This is a genomic window from Paracoccus sp. KR1-242, from assembly GCF_049446195.1.
Lineage (GTDB): Bacteria > Pseudomonadota > Alphaproteobacteria > Rhodobacterales > Rhodobacteraceae > Paracoccus > Paracoccus broussonetiae.
In genome coordinates this window covers 196,161-213,949 of sequence record NZ_JBMSED010000002.1, presented here as the reverse complement: position 1 = coordinate 213,949, position 17,789 = coordinate 196,161, and the positions used below count along the sequence as shown (strand labels likewise).

At 65.6% G+C, this 17,789-nt stretch carries 17 protein-coding genes; 13 read left to right on the top strand and 4 right to left on the bottom strand.

Annotated elements, in window-relative coordinates; genetic code table 11:
* Nucleotides 1-7: 7 nt before the first annotated feature.
* The 8 genes from xylA (at nt 8) to ACO2Q4_RS04485 (ending at nt 8,550) form a co-directional block, all read left to right on the top strand.
* The gene (xylA, locus tag ACO2Q4_RS04520; RefSeq protein WP_423317587.1) at nt 8-1,318 is read left to right on the top strand and encodes a xylose isomerase; all 1,311 of its coding nucleotides are present in this window, start codon (nt 8-10) and stop codon (nt 1,316-1,318) included.
* 224 nt (nt 1,319-1,542) lie between these two features.
* Nucleotides 1,543-3,051, top strand: a complete 1,509-nt coding sequence (locus ACO2Q4_RS04515) for an ABC transporter substrate-binding protein (RefSeq protein WP_423317585.1) — start codon at nt 1,543-1,545, stop codon at nt 3,049-3,051.
* A gap of 80 nt (nt 3,052-3,131) precedes the next feature.
* Complete coding sequence (locus ACO2Q4_RS04510; protein ID WP_423317583.1) at nt 3,132-4,073, top strand: ABC transporter permease; 942 nt, start codon at nt 3,132-3,134, stop codon at nt 4,071-4,073.
* Nucleotides 4,073-4,936, top strand: coding sequence for an ABC transporter permease (locus ACO2Q4_RS04505; protein WP_423317581.1), 864 nt, complete (start codon nt 4,073-4,075; stop codon nt 4,934-4,936). Before ACO2Q4_RS04510 ends, ACO2Q4_RS04505 begins: the two co-directional genes overlap by 1 nt.
* Nucleotide 4,937: 1 nt before the next feature.
* Nucleotides 4,938-6,062: an amidohydrolase/deacetylase family metallohydrolase gene (locus tag ACO2Q4_RS04500; protein WP_423317579.1), complete on the top strand. Its 1,125-nt coding sequence runs from the start codon at nt 4,938-4,940 to the stop codon at nt 6,060-6,062.
* A gap of 22 nt (nt 6,063-6,084) precedes the next feature.
* The gene (locus ACO2Q4_RS04495; protein ID WP_423317577.1) at nt 6,085-7,092 is read left to right on the top strand and encodes an ABC transporter ATP-binding protein; all 1,008 of its coding nucleotides are present in this window, start codon (nt 6,085-6,087) and stop codon (nt 7,090-7,092) included.
* Nucleotides 7,089-8,051 (top strand): ABC transporter ATP-binding protein, encoded by a 963-nt coding sequence (locus ACO2Q4_RS04490; RefSeq protein WP_423317575.1) that lies wholly within the window; start codon nt 7,089-7,091, stop codon nt 8,049-8,051. Before ACO2Q4_RS04495 ends, ACO2Q4_RS04490 begins: the two co-directional genes overlap by 4 nt.
* Complete coding sequence (locus ACO2Q4_RS04485; protein WP_311759441.1) at nt 8,041-8,550, top strand: RidA family protein; 510 nt, start codon at nt 8,041-8,043, stop codon at nt 8,548-8,550. Before ACO2Q4_RS04490 ends, ACO2Q4_RS04485 begins: the two co-directional genes overlap by 11 nt.
* On the opposite strand, the gene ACO2Q4_RS04480 is transcribed toward ACO2Q4_RS04485, so the two are convergent.
* Nucleotides 8,538-9,323 (bottom strand): IclR family transcriptional regulator, encoded by a 786-nt coding sequence (locus ACO2Q4_RS04480; RefSeq protein WP_395131898.1) that lies wholly within the window; start codon nt 9,321-9,323, stop codon nt 8,538-8,540. The two genes, ACO2Q4_RS04485 and ACO2Q4_RS04480, sit on opposite strands and share 13 nt — an antisense overlap.
* A gap of 93 nt (nt 9,324-9,416) precedes the next feature.
* Between ACO2Q4_RS04480 and ACO2Q4_RS04475 the strand changes: the two genes are divergently transcribed.
* Nucleotides 9,417-10,640, top strand: a complete 1,224-nt coding sequence (locus tag ACO2Q4_RS04475) for an aminotransferase class V-fold PLP-dependent enzyme (RefSeq protein ID WP_423317573.1) — start codon at nt 9,417-9,419, stop codon at nt 10,638-10,640.
* Nucleotides 10,641-10,861: 221 nt separating this feature from the next.
* Nucleotides 10,862-11,524, top strand: coding sequence for a sulfotransferase family 2 domain-containing protein (locus ACO2Q4_RS04470; RefSeq protein ID WP_423317571.1), 663 nt, complete (start codon nt 10,862-10,864; stop codon nt 11,522-11,524).
* 14 nt (nt 11,525-11,538) lie between these two features.
* On the opposite strand, the gene ACO2Q4_RS04465 is transcribed toward ACO2Q4_RS04470, so the two are convergent.
* Both ACO2Q4_RS04465 and ACO2Q4_RS04460 read right to left on the bottom strand, forming a co-directional pair.
* The gene (locus tag ACO2Q4_RS04465) at nt 11,539-12,534 is read right to left on the bottom strand and encodes a DNA topoisomerase IB (RefSeq protein ID WP_423317569.1); all 996 of its coding nucleotides are present in this window, start codon (nt 12,532-12,534) and stop codon (nt 11,539-11,541) included.
* A 3-nt stretch (nt 12,535-12,537) separates the two neighbouring features.
* Nucleotides 12,538-12,756, bottom strand: coding sequence for a hypothetical protein (locus tag ACO2Q4_RS04460; RefSeq protein WP_423317567.1), 219 nt, complete (start codon nt 12,754-12,756; stop codon nt 12,538-12,540).
* 309 nt (nt 12,757-13,065) lie between these two features.
* Here ACO2Q4_RS04460 and ACO2Q4_RS04455 point away from each other — a divergent pair, with 309 nt between their 5' ends.
* The 3 genes from ACO2Q4_RS04455 (at nt 13,066) to ACO2Q4_RS04445 (ending at nt 17,113) form a co-directional block, all read left to right on the top strand.
* The gene (locus ACO2Q4_RS04455; RefSeq protein WP_311759447.1) at nt 13,066-13,539 is read left to right on the top strand and encodes a pyridoxamine 5'-phosphate oxidase family protein; all 474 of its coding nucleotides are present in this window, start codon (nt 13,066-13,068) and stop codon (nt 13,537-13,539) included.
* Between the two features lie 176 nt (nt 13,540-13,715).
* Nucleotides 13,716-16,511, top strand: a complete 2,796-nt coding sequence (locus tag ACO2Q4_RS04450; protein WP_423317564.1) for a calcium-binding protein — start codon at nt 13,716-13,718, stop codon at nt 16,509-16,511.
* 176 nt (nt 16,512-16,687) lie between these two features.
* On the top strand, nt 16,688-17,113 hold the full coding sequence (locus ACO2Q4_RS04445) for a globin domain-containing protein (RefSeq protein WP_395131886.1): 426 nt from the start codon (nt 16,688-16,690) through the stop codon (nt 17,111-17,113).
* 2 nt (nt 17,114-17,115) lie between these two features.
* On the opposite strand, the gene ACO2Q4_RS04440 is transcribed toward ACO2Q4_RS04445, so the two are convergent.
* The gene (locus ACO2Q4_RS04440; RefSeq protein WP_423317562.1) at nt 17,116-17,784 is read right to left on the bottom strand and encodes a response regulator transcription factor; all 669 of its coding nucleotides are present in this window, start codon (nt 17,782-17,784) and stop codon (nt 17,116-17,118) included.
* Nucleotides 17,785-17,789 lie beyond the last annotated feature (5 nt).

Genomic DNA, 17,789 nt, shown 5'->3' with positions numbered 1-17,789 from the left:
ACCCACCATGAGCACCGGATTTTTCGGCGATATCGAACCGATCCGCTATGAAGGCCCCGAAAGCACCAACCCGCTGGCCTTCCGCCACTACAACCCCGACGAGATCGTCGCCGGCAAGCGGATGGAGGATCACCTGCGCTTTGCCGTCGCCTATTGGCACAGCTTCGACTGGCAGGGCAGCGACCCCTTTGGCGGGCGCACCTTTGACCGCCCCTGGTATGACGGCGGCATGGAGAAGGCCAAGCTCAAGGCCGATGTCGCCTTCGAGATGTTCAGCCTGCTCGGCACGCCCTATTACTGCTTCCACGACGCCGATGTCCGCCCCGAGGGCAAGGATTTCGCCGAGAACAGCCGCAACCTGTCCGAGATCGTCGACGTCTTCGAACGCAAGCAGGCCGAAACCGGGCGCAAGCTGCTTTGGGGCACGGCGAACCTGTTTTCGCATCGCCGCTTCATGTCGGGCGCCGCGACCAATCCCGATCCCGCGGTCTTTGCCTTCTCGGCCGCCACGATCAAGACCTGCATGGACGCCACGATGCGTCTGGGCGGCGAGAACTATGTCCTTTGGGGCGGCCGCGAGGGGTATGAGACTCTGCTGAACACCAATCTGGGGCAGGAGCTGGACCAGTTGGCGCGGATGCTGCATCTGGTCGTCGAGTACAAGCACAAGACCGGCTTCAAGGGCGCGATCCTGATCGAGCCGAAGCCGCAGGAACCGACCAAGCACCAATACGATTACGACGTCGCCACGGTCTATGGCTTCCTCAAGCGCTACGGGCTTGAGAACGAGGTCAAGGTCAATATCGAACAGGGCCACGCCATCCTTGCCGGGCACTCGTTCGAGCATGAGCTGGCGCTGGCCGGGACGCTGGGCATCTTCGGGTCGATCGACATGAACCGGAACGACTATCAGTCGGGCTGGGACACGGACCAGTTCCCGAACAACGTGCCCGAAATGGCGCTGGCCTATTACCAGATCCTGAAATTCGGCGGCTTCACCACCGGCGGCACCAATTTCGATGCCAAGCTTCGCCGCCAGTCGCTGGACCCGCAGGACCTGCTGATCGCCCATATCGGCGGCATGGATTGCTGCGCGCGTGGCCTGAAGGCCGCGACCCGGATGCTTGAGGACGGTGCCCTGGAAACCCCGCTGGCCGCGCGCTATGCGGGTTGGACCGGGCCGCTGGGCCAACGGCTTCTGGACAGGGGGACGACTCTGGACCAGATCCACGACCTTGTCTCGACCGACGCGATCAACCCGACCCCGGTTTCCGGCCGTCAGGAATATCTGGAAAACATCGTCAATCGTTACGTCTGACGTATCGGGAACAGCCCCGGAAAAGCCCGCCGCGAGCGGGCTTTTCTGTCGTGGCAATGGCGTTCACGGGCGCGCCCTGACGCGGGCCTGTCGGACCCCTTCCGGCCAATGCCCGCCACTCAATACTCCGTTATTATAGAAGGTGATTGACACCTATGTAACTCACCCGGCTTACTCCCTGTTGCGGACTATATGCCATTATAACAGAATACAGGGAGCATCAGATGAATCTTCGCGCCACCTGCATTGCCAGCGCCGCCCTTCTGGCGCTTGTTGCCGCGGGCCCGGTTGCCGCCCAGACCAAGGTCGACGTCGCCTTGATCGGGGATGCCGATACCTTCGATCCGATGGTTTCGACCAAGGACGTGGTCAGCATCGTGACCCAGCATTTCCTGGAAACGCTTTATACCTTCGACAAGAACTGGCAGGTCGTGCCCCTGCTGGCGGCGGACATGCCCAAGGTCAGCGAAGATGGCACCACCTATACGATCCCGCTGCGGCAGGGCGTGACCTTCCATGACGGCTCGTCGATGGACAGCGCCGACGTTGTCGCATCGCTGAACCGCTGGAAGGACGTGGCCAGCCGCGGCAAGGCGATCGCGGGCCAGATCAGCAGCATCGAGGCGACCAGCCCGGCCGAGATCACCATCAAGCTGAGCGAGCCCTATGCCCCCCTGACCACGCTGCTTGCCTTTTCGAACTCGGCCGCGGTGATCTATCCGCAGGAAATCATCGCCCCCGAGATCAAGCAGCCGATCGGCACCGGCCCCTATAAGCTGCAGGCCTATCAGCCCGACCAATATACCCAGTTGGTCCGCTTTGACGGCTATACCCAGCCCGGCGCGGCGGCGGGCGAACGCGCGCAGATCCCCGACGAGATCCGCTTCATCCCCGTGCCCGATCCGAACACGCGGGTCGAGGGGTTGCTTTCCGGCCAGTTCGACTATGCCGACAGCCTGTCCACCGAGGTCTTCGACCGGATCGAGGCCTCGGACGTGGCCGAACCGGTGCTGCTTCAGGCCTTTGGCTGGCCCACCTTCCAGGTCAACCACAAGAAGGGGCTGATGACGGACCTGAACATCCGCCGCGCCGTCCAGGCCGCCCTGCCCTATGACGACATGCTGTTCGCGGCCTTCGGCAACGAGAAGTTCTTCCAGACCGACGGCGCCTATTATCCCGAAGGCTGGCCCTGGCATACCGAGGAAGGGACCGAGCTTTACAACCAGAACGACCCGGAAAAGGCCGCCGAATACCTCAAGGCAGCAGGCTACGACGGCAAGCCGCTGCGGATCCTGACCTCGCGTCAATACGAGTTCCATTACCAGATGGCGGAAGTGGCGCGGATGGCGCTGGAAATGGCGGGCTTCAAGGTCGAGCTGGACGTGGTCGACTGGGCGACGCTGGCACAAAACCGGGACAATCCGGACCTGTGGGACATCTATATCACCCATTCGCCCTTCCTGCCCGAACCGACGCTGACCTCGTCGCTTTCCTCGACCTCACGCGAAGGCTGGGCCAATCCCGAGAAGGAAGAGATCCTGAAACGCTTTACCCATGAAAGCGATCCGGAAGCGCGCAAGGCCATTTATGCCGAGCTTCAGCGCAAGATCTATGACGATGTGGGCATGATCAAGATCGGCAATTTCAGCGCCGTGCAAGGCAAGTCGCGGGCGCTGTCGGGCGTCACGCCCTCGCCCTGGCCCGCCTTCTGGAACGCCTCGAAGAAGCAATAGGCCGTGCCGAACGGTCGCGCGGCCCGCCGCGCGGCCACACCCAGCCACACCGACGCTTTTCGCAACGTATCGAGCCATTTATGCGCAGCTATCTGTTCCGTCGCCTGATCGGCATGATCGTCGTCATCTTCCTTGTGCTGACCATCGCCTTCGTGCTGGTGCGGCTGGCGCCGGGTGATCCGGCGGCCTTGATGCTGGGGCCGGACGCCACGCCGGCCGAGGTCGCGGCCCTGCGCGTCAGGTTGGGGCTGGATCAGCCGATCATCGTGCAATACGTCACCTTCCTTGCGAATGCGCTGCGGGGCGATCTGGGCCAGTCGCTGTTCTTCAACCAGCCGGTCACGCAGGTGCTGGCCGACCGGGCCGAGCCGACGGTCTTTCTGGCGATCTTTTCGCTGCTGGTGGCGCTGGTCATCGCCACGCCCATCGGCATCCTTGCGGCCTATCGCCGGGGTTCGGTGCTTGACCAGGGTTCGATCACCTCGGCCATGTTGGCGGCGGCTGTCCCCAGCTTTCTGACCGGGCTGATATTCCAGCGCTATCTTGCCACCGACCTGGGCTGGTTTCCGGCCTCGGGCTATGGCGGCGCGGATGCGGGATTTGCCGAAAGGATGCGGCATCTGTTCCTGCCCGCGATCACGCTTGGCATCACCAATTCGGCGCTGATCCTGCGGTTCACCCGCGCCTCGATGCTGGAGATCCTGGGCGAGGATTACGTCCGCACCGCCCGCGCCAAGGGCATGAGCGAGCGCCGCGTGGTCCTGCGCCACGCGCTGAAGAACGCGGGCATCCCGATCATCACCGTGGTCGGCCTGACTTTCGCGCTGCTGGTTTCCGGCGCAGTCGTGACCGAGCGCGTGTTCAACCTGCCTGGCATGGGCAATCTGGTCGTGAACGCGGTCCTGCGCCGGGATTATCCAGTGATCCAGGGCACGCTGATCGTGGTCGCGGCGCTTTACGTGCTGGTGAACCTGCTGACCGATCTTCTTTACCTCGTCGTCGACAAGAGGGTGAAATACTGATGGCCGGTTCCGCATCCCCGCTCGCTGCCGCGCCGGGCTTTCGCAAGCTGCTGTTGCAGCGCCCCTCGGTCGCGGTGACGCTGGCGATCTTCCTGCTGATCGTCGCGGCCTGCTTCCTGCTGCCGGCGCTTGGCGTGACCAGCATCGGGGGAATGTCGGTCCGCAATCGCCTGACCAGTCCCAGCAGCCAGCATCTCCTGGGCGCGGATGCCTTTGGGCGGGACGTGCTGGGCCGCCTTTTGGTGGCGGGCCGGACCTCGCTGGGGATCGGGCTGGGCGTGGCGATCCTTTCCTCGGCCGCGGGGATCGTGATCGGACTGGTCGCGGGCTTTTTCCGCAGGCTCGACACGCCGCTGTCGCGGCTGATCGACGCGATGATGGCATTCCCCGACATCCTGCTGGCGCTGTCGCTTGTGGCGATCTTCGGCGGCTCGATGGCGAATGTGATGCTGGCGCTGTCCGTCGTCTATACGCCCCGCATCGCGCGGATCGTGCGCGCCTCGACCCTGGTGATCCGCGAACTGCCCTATGTCGAGGCGGCGCGCGCCCTGGGCACCCGTACGGTCACGATCATGCTGACCCATGTGCTGCGCAACATCATGTCCCCGATCCTGGTGCAGGCCACGTTCATCTTTGCCTATGCCATGCTGGCCGAGGCCGGGCTGTCCTTTCTGGGCGTCGGCGTAGATCCCAAGATTCCCACTTGGGGAACGATGGTGAACGAAGGACGGCAATATATCGACTCTGCCTTCTTCCTGATCCTCTTCCCCGGCCTCGCCATCGCGCTTTCCGTCCTGTCGCTGCAGATTGTCGGCGACGGCCTGCGCGACGCGCTGGACCCCAAACTTGCCAAGGAGACCTGAATTGCCGTTGAGACTGACGAACTTCAAACCCGTGGGCTTCGATGCCGCGCCCGACGAAATCTTCGTCGATGCGTCGGGCAAGGTTGCCGCGACCCCGGTCGAGGGGGCCGAGGTGCTGGACCTGAAGGGGGCGTATCTGTCGCCCGGCTGGTGCGACCTGCATGTCCATGTCTGGCACGGCGGCACCGACATCTCCATCCGCGCCGCGGAAGCGGGGCGTGCGACCGGCGTCACCGCCATGGCCGATGCCGGATCGGCGGGCGAGGCGAATTTCCACGGCCTCAGGGAATATGTCATCGACCCGGCCAGCGAGACGATCAAGGCCTTCCTGAACATCGGCTCGATCGGGCTGGTGGCCTGCAACCGCGTGCCCGAACTGATCGACTGGCGGTCCATCGACATCGACCGGACGCTGGCGGTGATCGAGGCGAACCGGGACGTCATCTGCGGCATCAAGGTCCGCGCCTCGGGCGTGATCGTGGGCAGCTGGGGCATCACCCCCGCCAAGATCGCCAAGCGCATCGCCGAGATGGTCGACCTGCCGCTGATGGTCCATGTCGGCGAGCCGCCGCCCCTGATCGACGAGGTGTTCGAGATCCTGACGCCGGGCGACATCGTCACCCATTGCTTCAACGGCAAGGCCGCGGGTTCGATCCGCGACACCGCCGCGCTGTTCAAGATGGCGCAGGACATGGCCGAACGCGGCATCCTGATGGATATCGGGCATGGCGGCGCGTCCTTCAACTTCAAGACGGCGCGCGACTCGATCGCCGACGGTTTGCGGCCCTTCTCGATCTCGACCGACCTGCACATGCGCTCGATGGAGACTCCGGTCTATGACATGGCAACCACCGTCTCGAAGCTGCTGGCCGTGGGGCTGAGCTTCGAGGACTGCATCGAGGCCACGACCAACGCCCCCCGGTCCGTGCTGGGTCTGTCGGGTGCGGACGGGCTGACGCCGGGCAGTCGCGCCGACTTCACGGTCTTCGACCTGGAAAAGGCCAGCATCGATGTCGCCGACAGCCAGGGCAATCACCTGGTGATGGACCGGGTGTTCGAACCGCGCATGACCGTCCTTGGCGACGACGCCCGGCCCGCCGCGCGCCGTTTGCCGCCTGCGGGCTGATCCCAAGCGAAAGGAGTTCCGGATGCAGACGCAGATGCCTGACGGCACGATCCTGTCGGTCGAGGGGCTGCGGGTGGGCTTCGGCAGCCCGAACGCGCCCGTGACCGCATTGCGCGATGTCAGCTTCACGCTGGCGCGGGGCCGCACGCTGGCGCTGGTCGGCGAAAGCGGATCGGGCAAGTCGGTCACGTCGCTGGCGCTGATGGGGCTTCTGCCGCCCTCGGGACGGATCCTGTCGGGGCGGCTGGACTTTCTGGGGCGTGACGGCCGCGTCACCGATCTGGCGCGGCTGGACGCCGCAGGCTTTCGCCGCCTGCGCGGACCGGGCCTGTCGATGATCTTTCAGGAGCCCATGTCCTCGCTGAACCCGCTGTTCACCATCGGCGACCAGATCGGCGAGATGCTGCTGCTGCACGACGACGCCCCGGCGGCACAGCGGCGCCGCCGCGTGATCGAGATGCTGGAAATGGTCGAGATTCCCGGCGCCGCCGCCCGCGCCGATGCCTATCCGCACGAATTGTCCGGCGGCATGCGGCAGCGTGTCATGATCGCGATGGGCATGATCTGCCACCCCGACCTGCTGATCGCGGATGAGCCGACGACCGCGCTGGACGTGACCATTCAGGCCCAGATCCTGGACCTGATGCGCAGGCTGCAAAAGGATCTGGGCATGTCGATCCTGTTCATCACCCATGACATGGGCGTGGTGGCCGAAATGGCCGACGACGTCGCGGTCATGTATGCCGGCGCGGTGGTCGAACAGGCCTCCGTGCTGGACCTGTTCGACCATACGCGCCACCCCTATACCCGCGGGTTGCTGGCCTCGATCCCCAATGACGGGCTGGGGCCGGATGAACGGCTGGTGCCGATCCCCGGCTCGGTCCCGCGTCTGGGGGCGCTGCCGTTGGGATGTGCCTTTGCACCCCGATGCAGCCACGCCCAGCCCGAATGCCAGCGGCCCGTTTCGCTGGAGGAGAAGGCGGAAGGCCATCTTTCTGCCTGCATCTTCGATTTCGCGGGGGCGGCATGACCGACGCTTTGCTTCAGATCCGCAACCTGACCAAGCGGTTCCAGACGCCATCCGGCACGGTCCACGCGGTCGAGGATGTCAGCTTCGACATCCCGCGCGGCTCGATCACGGGGCTGGTGGGGGAAAGCGGTTCGGGCAAGACCACGCTGGGCCGGACGATCCTGCGGCTGGTCGAACCGACGGCGGGCCGGATCACCTTTGATGGCACCGACATCACCCGCCTTGGCGCGGGCGGAATGCGCGACATGCGCCGCCGGATGCAGATCATCTTTCAGGACCCGGTTTCGTCCCTGAACCCGCGCCTGAAGGTGGGCGACCTGATCGCCGAGGGGCTGCGCGCCTTCGGCATCGGCACGGCCCGCGACCGGCGCGACCGGATCGCCGCGCTGCTTGAGGAGGTCGGCCTGAACGCCGATCACATGGACCGCTATCCCCACGCCTTTTCGGGCGGACAGCGGCAACGGATCGGCATCGCCCGCGCGCTGGCGCTGGAGCCGGATTTCATCGTCGCCGACGAAAGCGTCTCGGCGCTGGACGTGTCGATCCAGGCGCAGGTGCTGAACCTGCTGCTGGACCTGCGCAAGACCCGCAACCTGACCATGCTGTTCATCGCCCATGACCTGTCGGTGGTGAACTATCTGTGCGATCAGGTGGCGGTGATGTATCTGGGCCGGCTGATGGAAATCGGCCCGACCGACCGCGTGCGCAAGGGCTCGGCCCATCCCTATACGCGGGCGCTGAACTCGGCGATCCCGCAGCCGGACCCGCGCGCCGCCCGCAACCGCACGCTGCTGCAAGGGGACATTCCCAGTCCGCTTGCGCCGCCTTCGGGATGCGTGTTCCGCACCCGCTGCCCGCATGTCGCCCAGATCTGCGCCAACGCCGTTCCCGGCCCGCATCTCATGGACCGCAATCATCAAAGCTACTGCAAGAGAACCGAGGAACTTTATGGACTCTGACGCGCTGGAAAGCACGCCCGAAACCCGCCTCGCCGCATTGGGCATCACCTTGCCCAAAGCCGCGCCGACGCCGATCGGATCCTTCCGCAATGTCCGACGCGCGGGCAACATGATCTATGTTTCGGGACAGGGTCCGGTCCGGGCCGACGGCACGCTGATCCGCGGCAAGGTCGGAAGCGAGGTGACGGCCGAGGAAGCCCGCGATCACGCAAGGCTGGTCGCCGTCAACATCCTGTCCGCTTTGCGCGACGCGCTGGGGTCGCTTGACCGGGTCAGCGGCGTGGTAAAGCTGCTGGGCCTTGTCAACGCTGACCCCGATTTCGAGCGCCATCCCTTTGTGATCGACGGCGCCTCGGACCTGCTGGCCGACATTTTCGGCGAGGCGGGCATCCATGCGCGGTCGTCCTTTGGCGTGGGCTCTCTGCCCAACCGCATCTCGGTCGAGATCGAGGCGATCTTCGAGATCGATGACCGGATCCAGCCGGATCAGTCGCGGTGATTCAGTCCCAGCGCCCTTTCGACGGAACGCGCGGCCTCGCGCACCGCGCGCGCCACATGGTCGAACTTGTCGGGCACGCGATGCTTGGGCATGACCACGGACAGCGTCAGTTCGCAGGTTCCGTCCAATCCGCGAATGGGCGCGGCGATGCAGGCGACCTGATCCTCGGACGTGTCGATCTGGACGGAAAGCCCGTTCAGGAAATCCTCGCGCGAGGTCTGGGCCAGCTTTGCGGGATCGGTTTCGGCAAGCCCGGTATTCGACGGCCGGGCATAGTCGCGGAACACCGCCAGCCGGGCATCGTCGGGCAGATGGCCAATCAGCAGCCGCCCCGATGCGGTCCAGTTCAGCGGCACCCGCGTGCCCACGTCCGAGGTGACGCGGAACGGCCCGGTCCCCTCGGCCATCGCCACGACCTGCATCATGCCTTCGTCACGGGCGCAGATCTGGACCATTTCGCCGACCTTCTCGTTCAGCGCGAACATCGCCCGCTCGGCCTCGCCAAAGGCGCTCATCCGGGCGCGATAGGCCAGGCCATAGCGCATCAGCCGCGGCCCCAGCCAGACGCGGCCATCACCGCTGCGCGACAGGGCCGCGCGCTCTTCCAGCTCATCGATCAGCTTGTAGATGGTCGAGGGCGGCGCACCCGCCACCTTGGCCAGTTCATAGGCCGTCATCGGCGTATGCCGTTCGGCCAGAATGTCCAGGATTTGCAATGCCCGGTCGATGCCGCTGGTGCGCGATCGCCGTTCCGTGCCGTCCGTCATCGCCATGTCGCCCTGCATGAGTTGCGTATCGCCAAGTTATACGCAGTTTTGGCATAGATACTACAATTATGGAACTTCAAAGGACCGAAAGACGAAGCCATGCTTAGAAATACCGAATATCCCATCGACTGGTCTTGGCACGATTCCGAAGGCTTTGGACGGATGGTCAACGTCTCGGGGACGATGACATCTCTGGGCGGGTCGATTGCAACGCCGCGCGTCGCCGCGGCAACCGCCGCCGCCATGCCCCGCTTTGCCCGCATCCATGAAATGCAGGCCCGCGCGTCCGAAGTGATCGCCCGCCTGACCGGGGCCGAGGCCGGGTTCCTGACCGCTTCGGCCAGCGCCGGGATCACCCTTGCGGTGGCGGGCGCGATCACCGGCATGGACCCGGCGCGCGCCGAGGCGCTGCCGACCGCCCCCGGCGCACGCAGCGCGGTCGCCGTCCAGATGGGGCATCTGTGCGAATATGGCGCGGCCGTGTCGCAGGCCATCGCGCTGGCGGGGGGCAGCACGCGCATCGTGGGTCAGTCGACGCTGGCCAAGGATTACCAGCTGGCCGCCGCGCTGGACGAAACCTGCGCCGCGGCGCTTTATGTCGTGTCGCACCATGTCGTCGATTACGGGATGATCCCGCTGGAGACCTTTGCCGAGATCGCCCATGCCAGGGGCGTGCCGGTGATCGTCGATGCAGCCTCGGAATACGACCTGCGCGGCCTGCTGGCGAAGGGCGCGGACATCGTGATCTATTCCGGCCACAAGTTTTTGGGCGGGCCGACCTCGGGCATCGTCGCGGGACGCAAGGATCTGGTCCGCGCGGGCTATCTGCAGAATATCGGCATCGGTCGCGGCATGAAGATCGGCAAGGAAAGCATCGCCGGCGCGATCGCCGCCATGGAGCAATGGCTGGAACGCGATCACGAGGCGGTCCGCGCCGAGGAAAACCGTGCGCTGGACCTGTGGCAGGACGCCATTTCCGGTCTGCCCGGCATCACCCCGGTGCGCATTCCCGACCCCACCGCGAACCCGCTGGAGCGGTTGCAGGTCTGGGTTGATCCCGCCAAGGCCGGTGCCAGCGCCGCGCAATTCGCGGAAGCCTTCGGTCGCAACGATCCGCCCCTGATCGTGCGCGGGCACGAGGTCGAACACGGCTATTTCCAGCTGGACCCCTGCAACCTGATGCAGGGCCAGGCAGAGCTGGTGCGCGACGCGCTGGTGAAAGTCCTGACGGATGCCGAAACCGCGGCGCGGTTCGACACGCGGGCGGCGCTGGCAGCGGCACGCAATGGCGGAACCCAGGCCTATATGGACTGGTTGGCCTAGCCGGCGCAGGGCCGGGGCGGGCCCGGCGGCGCGAAAGGGTCAGCCCGGCGAACCAGCGCGACGCCTGAAGGGGGGCGGCTTTTCCCCGCCGACCCCCTGCCATCGGAACGCACAAAACCGCCTATTCAAAACGGCAGCCGGTCCGGTGTCTGGAGGCGTGGCGCCGCCCCTGCTATGCAAGCCGGCGGTGGCACAGAATGCCGGCAAAAGACCGAACGAACATGACGACCAAAACCACGGCCCCCGATTTTTGCCGGGGAGACGATCCGACGCCCCGCATCCTTGGTTTCGACAACCGCGACGCGGGATGGGGCGGCAAGCTGCACCTGCGGCTGACGCTGGGCGGAATGCGGATCCGATATGCCTATATCCGGAAAAACGGCTGTTCCAGCTTCAAGACCGCGCTGGGATATTCCTCAACGGCGCGCGTCTCGGATCTGGCGCGCAGCAGTCGTGCGCCGCTGTTCCGGCGATACGATGCCACCATCTTCGTCTGGCGCGATCCGGTCGCGCGTCTGGTCAGCCTGTATCGCAACAAGATCCTGGATCGCCGCGGGGCCGAGGATATCCTGCGCCGTTATCGCGCGCGCATGAACGAAGAGCCGTCAAGCTTTGAACGCTTTGTCGAGTTTGCGGGCCTGCAGGCCGATCCCCATTGCCTGCCTCAGGCGAAACACCTTTACCCGATCAGGTATACCCATGCGATCCCGCTGGAGCGCCTGCATGAAACGATGTCGGGTTTGGTCGGCAAGGATGCGGCGCGGCCCTTTGCCCGGCGCGTCAATGCCTCGGATGCGCAGCCGGTCACGGTCAGCCTGCGCGCGCGGCAGATGATCCGGTCGATCTATGCGGCGGATTACCAGCTGATCGACCAGCTGGCCTAGGGCCTTGCCCGGCCTCAGGAAGGCGCGCCCAGAAATGCCAGCAGCCTGACCTCGCTTTTCCGCAGGTCGGCGATGTCGGGACCGGTCAGGTTCTCGAACAGGGCAAGGCGCTGCTCCTGCGTCCGGTCGGCCAGCGCCAGAACCTTGGGGTGGATATAGGATTTCCGGCAGATCGTCGGGGTGTTGTACAGGCGTTCCGCTGCGGCCTCGCACATGGTGCGGGCCGTCAGGGGGACACCCGGCGCGGGGTCCAGCGCCAGTTCGAACCCCGCCAGCGTCCCGCCCCAGGTGCGGAAGGTCTTGGCGGTCATCCCCTCGCCCGCAATCTCGGCAAGGTACTCGTTCACGTCCTGCGAATGCAGGCTGCGCGGCTCTCCCTCGTCATCGAGATAGGTGAAGATATTGCGCCCCGGCAGATCGCCAATGCCCTGCAGGATGCGGTTCAGCCGCTTGTCGCGCAGCACATGGCGGCAAAACTTGCCGCCCTTGGCGCGGAACTTCAGTTGCACCAGCCCGTCGTCGCTGAGGCTGAGATGCCGGGTCAACAGCGTTGAGGCGCCAAAGCTGCGGTTCGCGGCGGTATAGGCGGGATTGCCGATGCGCAGATAGGTCCGGTCCAGCAGCAGGACCAGCGCGGCCAGGCTGAAGTCGCGGTCCCCGACCTCGGCGCGCAGGTCGCGCCGCAGGCGGCGGCGCAGGGCGGGCAAGGCCTGTCCGAAGGCCAGAAGCTGGTCGAACTTGGTCTTGGACCGGGTTTCGCTCCACCTCGGGTGATAGCGGTATTGCTTGCGCCCGCGTTCGTCGCGGCCGGTCGCCTGCAGGTGCCCTTTCGCCAGCGCGCAGATCCAGACATCGCGGTAGGCCGGGGGGACGGCCAGCGCCCGGATCCGCGCCAACTCGTCCCGGTCCAGCGCCTCGCCCGTCGGGCCGCGATAGCTGAAGCCCTTTCCCGCGCGGCGTCGGGAAATGCCGGGCTGGCTGTCCGAGACGAAGACCAGTCTTTCGCCCATGCCTCAGTAATTCGCCGGGGGGTCGCTGGCGGGAAAGGACTGGTCGGCCTGTTCATCGACCATGTCCCAGTCCGAGGGTGTCTCGCGCATCGCCTCGGGACCGGAATCGCGGACCTTTTCAAGGCGTGGCGTCGCCTGCATCCGCCGTGCGTCCAACGCCGATTTCAGCAAAAAGCCCGCGGCGATTCCAAGGCCAAGGCGCAGGATCAGGGTGTTCGTCATGCTGGCTCCTTTTCAGGCTGGACCGCATCGAAGGCCCGGAAAGGGCCGGGATTCCGCGGTGCGTGGTGCCTTGGGGAAAACCCGCCTGCCGGTGCATGGTTCCAGCCCCGGTTCCGGTCCCGGTCATGGCCCCGGTCATGGCGCGGGGAACCTTGACCGGCGCGGGACGTTCCAACTGCAAGCCGGGCAAGGTGGCGTCTCGGTCACCTGCTCAAGACGATAACCCGATCTCGATCAGCAGTAGCAGCGAACGCGGTGGACCCCTGGGCCAATGCGGTGGCGGTGCTTGGCCAGCGAAAGGAACGCATCATGGCAGATGAACAGCAGACTTTCTGGAAGCGCCTGGACGGCATCAATGCCGGCATGCTGGGCACGCGCGACCGGCTGAAACTGGTCCCGATGTCGCATTATGCCGACCCGGACGAAAACGCCCTGTGGTTCATCACCGCCGAGGGCACGGATATCGTGGCGGAAGTGAAGCAGGGGCCGAAGCCGGCCTTGCACATTATCGGCGATGCGGGGGGCAAACTTTGGGCGCAGATCGAAGGACAGCTTGAGCTTTCCGCGGACCGCGAAAAGCTGGACGAGATCTGGAGCAGGGTCGCGGCGGCGTGGTTCGACGAAGGCAAGCAGGATCCCGATCTGCGCCTGCTGAAATTCAGCCTGGCACAGGCTGATGTCTGGTCAACCTCGGGCGGTCTCGGGTTTCTTTTCCAGATCGCCAAGGCCAACCTGACCGGGGACGAACCCGATATCGGCGAGCATTTTCACCTGAGCTTCTGAAGACGCGCCGCGTCCAGACTTGCACGCCATGCCGCGCGGCCCCCGCCGCGCGGCCTTGAAACACAGCTGCAATATCCGCCCCGCCGTGACGGCATCGCCCTGAAACACGCGGGGCGCAAAACCTTGCGCAGATCCATTCCGGGCGATCCCGCCCGCAGACATTCGGAGAGCGCGGCATGCCACAAACCCAGATCACCCTGACAGGCTCGGTCCATACCTGGACCGCGCCGGACAGCGGCAGCTATTACGTCACCGGGACGACTTTGGCGGATACCATCACCTCGGCGGGCGGGGACGACCTTCTTGACGGCGGGGCGGGCAATGATTTCCTGACCTCGGGCGATGGCGCGGACATCGTCTATGGCGGCGATGGCAACGACACCATCGAGGTCGGCGACAAGGGCGTCTACAACGATACCGGCGATGCGACCGTCTATGGCGGGCAAGGCGATGACCAGATCATTTCCCATGCCGACACGGCGCTGATCTATGGCGGGATCGGCAATGACCGCATCACCATCGACGGTCCCAGCGGCACCGCCTATGGCGAGGATGGCGACGACATCATCAGCATGCAGGCCGATGGCACGGTCAATGGCGGCAACGGCAACGACCAGTTCTTTCTGACCGAGGGCATCATCGATGTCGCCATCACCGCCAATGGCGATGCCGGCAATGACACCTTCACCTTTGGCATCGACAGCGCCTACAGCCCCGGTTCGACCTTCCGCGCCTATGGCGGGGCCGGCAATGACACCTATGTCAATGTCGGCAGCGACCAGCCCCACGACGTGACCATCGGCGAGAACGCGAATGGCGGCACCGACACCGTCGTCGTCCTGCTGGGCAACGACTATACGTTGGGCGCCAATATCGAAAACCTGCGCGTCGATACCTATGCCTATGACAAGTATTACTACGATACGCCCGAGGGCGGCAGCACGCTGACCGGGAACGCGCTGAACAATGTCATCACCGGCTCGATCCGCGCCGACAGCATCCGCGGCGATGCCGGAAACGACACGCTTGCGGGCGAGGCGGGCAATGACACGCTGCGCGGCGGCGCGGGGAACGACCAGATCGACGGCGGCGCCGGATCGGACACGCTTTATGGCGAGGAAGGCAATGACAGCCTGACCGGAGGTCCGGGCGACCGGCTGGAGGGCGGAAACGGCGATGACAGCTATCTGATCGGCAGCGCCACGACCGTCATCGCCGAGACCCTGACGGGCGGCACCGACACGGTGCGCGCGCTTGTGACCCATTCCCTGGCCGCGAATGTCGAAAATCTGGTGCTGCTGAATGACAGCGCGCCGACCAACGGCACCGGCAACGCGCTGGACAACCGCATCACCGGATCGGCCACCGCCAACGTCATCAGCGGCATGGCCGGGCGCGATTTCCTTTACGGCATGGGCGGGAATGACAGCATCCTTGGCGGCGACGGCAATGACGTCGCGCAGGGCGGCGACGGCAACGACACCATCATGGGCGATGCCGGGGACGATATCCTGAATGGCGGGACGGGCGGCGACTCGATGCGGGGCGGCGCGGGCATCGACATTCTGACCGGCGAGGACGGGAACGACTATCTGAACGGCGAAGGCGATGCCGATGCCATCAACGGCGGGGCCGGAAACGACGTCGGCGTCGGCATGGACGGCAACGACCAGCTGTTCGGCGGCGACGGCAACGACTCGCTTTACGGCGGAGCGGGGGCGGACAGCCTGCGGGGCGATGCCGGGTCGGATTACCTGGATGGCGGGACCGAGGCCGACAGCATGACCGGGGGTCTGGGCAACGACGTCTATATCGTCGACACCACGGCCGACAAGGTGATCGAGGCCGCGGGCGGCGGCACGGACGAGGTGCGGACTTGGACCTCCAGCTATTCCCTGGGGGCCGAGGTCGAGAACCTGATGAAGCTTGGCAGCGGCACCTTTCTGGGGACGGGCAATGCGCTGAACAACCTCATGACCGGAGGCATGGGGAATGACACGCTTTGGGGCATGGACGGCAATGACAGCCTGATCGGCGGCAGCGGCAATGACGTGCTGGACGGTGGGGCGGGCAACGACCTTGTCTTCGGCGGACAGGGGCTGGACACGATGATCGGCGGGGCGGGCAATGATACCGTCAGCTTTGCCGCCAATGCCTATGGCGTCGGCGTGAACCTGCAGACGAATTTCGCCGGCGGCACCGATGCGACTGGCGAAAGGATCTCGGGGTTCGAGAACGTGATCGGCAGCAATGCCGCAGACCAGATCGTCGGCTCGGCCGAGGCGAATATCCTGAACGGCGGCGATGGCAATGACATCCTGACCGGCGGCGCGGGCGCGGACCGGCTGGACGGCGATGGCGGCATCGACATCGCCAGCTATGCAAATTCGGCGGCCGCCGTGACCGTCGCCCTGGACAGCGCGTCCAGCACCCAGGTGCAGGGCTATTACGGCACCGGCAGCAGAGGCGACGCCCAGGGCGACATGCTTCTGGATATCGAATCCCTTTATGGCTCGGCCTTTGGCGACCGGCTGACGGGGGCAATGGCGGGTGGCAGCCTTTACGGCCTTGCGGGCAATGACCGGCTGGAGGGGCGCGATGCGGTCGACCTGCTGTCGGGCGGGGACGGCGCCGACCAACTGATCGGGAATGGCGGCGCCGACGCGCTGACCGGCGGTGCGGGCAATGACAAGCTGACCGGCGGGGCTGGCAACGACCAGCTGACGGGCGGCGCGGATGTCGATCAGTTCATCTTCACCTCTGGCGCCATCGCCGGACAGACCGACACCATCACCGACTTCCAGGACGGGACCGACCGGCTGGTCTTCGACGCCGCGCTTCAGGGCCATGTCACCGCCACCGACGTGGCGGGCGGCACGCAGCTTCACGTCGATACCGGCGCGGGCGATTTCACCGTCTTCGTGCAGAATGTCACGGGTGCCCAGGTCATGGACCAGCTGGCCTATATCTGACCCGCCCGGCCAGAAGCGTTGACCAACCCGCCCCTTGGGGCGGGTTTTTCCGTGCCTGTATTGCAACGCCTGTAACGCGGCCCGCGCCCGCACGGCATCAAGCGGAAACACCCGCGCCGCATGTTGGGGCCAAGAAGTCGCCCCGCACCGGGACGGCAGGGAGACAGGAGGAACCCATGCTCCCCTCGGACATCGCCTTGATCAGACGCCAGTTCGCCGCCGTCAAAGGGCAGGAGGCCGCTTTCGGCGCCGCCTTTTACGCGCGGCTTTTCCAGGATGCGCCCCGGTTGCGGGTGCTGTTCCCGCCGGATCTGGCCGACCAGTCGCGCAAGCTGATGATGACCCTGGGCTTTGCCGTCGCAAGCCTTGACCGGGTCGAGGCCCTGCGCCCGGTCGTGGTCGAACTGGGTTGCCGTCACGTGGCTTACGGCGTCGATGCAGGCATGCTTGCCCCGGTCGGACAGGCGCTGCTGGCGACGCTGGCCGATACCTTCGGCCCCGGCTTCGACACGGATGCCCGCGCGGCCTGGCTTTCGGCCTATTCCACGCTGGCGGCGATGATGGCCGAGGGGCTTGATGCGGCGCGCAACCGCGTCGCCTGACCCTAGTCCGGCTCATAGCGAAAGCCCCGCCCCCGCAGCGTGACGATCTGCGCGGTGCCCAGCTTGCGGCGAAGCCGGGCGATGCGGCTGTCGATGGCGCGGTCCAGCGCCTCGGTCGTCTCGGCCGGGGCAAGCTCCAGAAGCTGGTCGCGGTCCAGCACGCGATGGGGGTTTTCGGCAAAGGTGCGGATCAGCGCGACCTCGCCCGGCGACAGGGGCGCGGTCAGCCCGTCAGGATACAGGATCCGGGCCGCGGTCAGGTCGGCGCTGGCATTCTCGAAACTGACGATCTGGCGCTGCCGTCCCAGCCGGCGCGCAAGGACGCTGCCGATCCGCGCCGCCAGTTCGCGCAGATCGATCGGCTTGACCAGATAGTCATCTGCCCCGGCCTCAAGCCCCACGATCCGCTCGACCGCGTCGGGATTGCCGGTCAGGACGATCACCGCCGCCCTGCCGATCAGGTCGCTGTCATCCAGCAGGTCGAATCCGGTCCGGCCCGGCAGGCCAAGGTCAAGCAGGATCAGGTCGCGCGGACTGGCGCGCAGGGCCGCGTCCAGCGCGATGCCGGTCGCCACGATCTCGGTCTGATAGCCAAGATCCTGAAGGAATTCGGCCAGGGCTGATGCAAAATCGGGCTCATCCTCGGCGATCAGGATACGGGCGCGCAACATCTTCA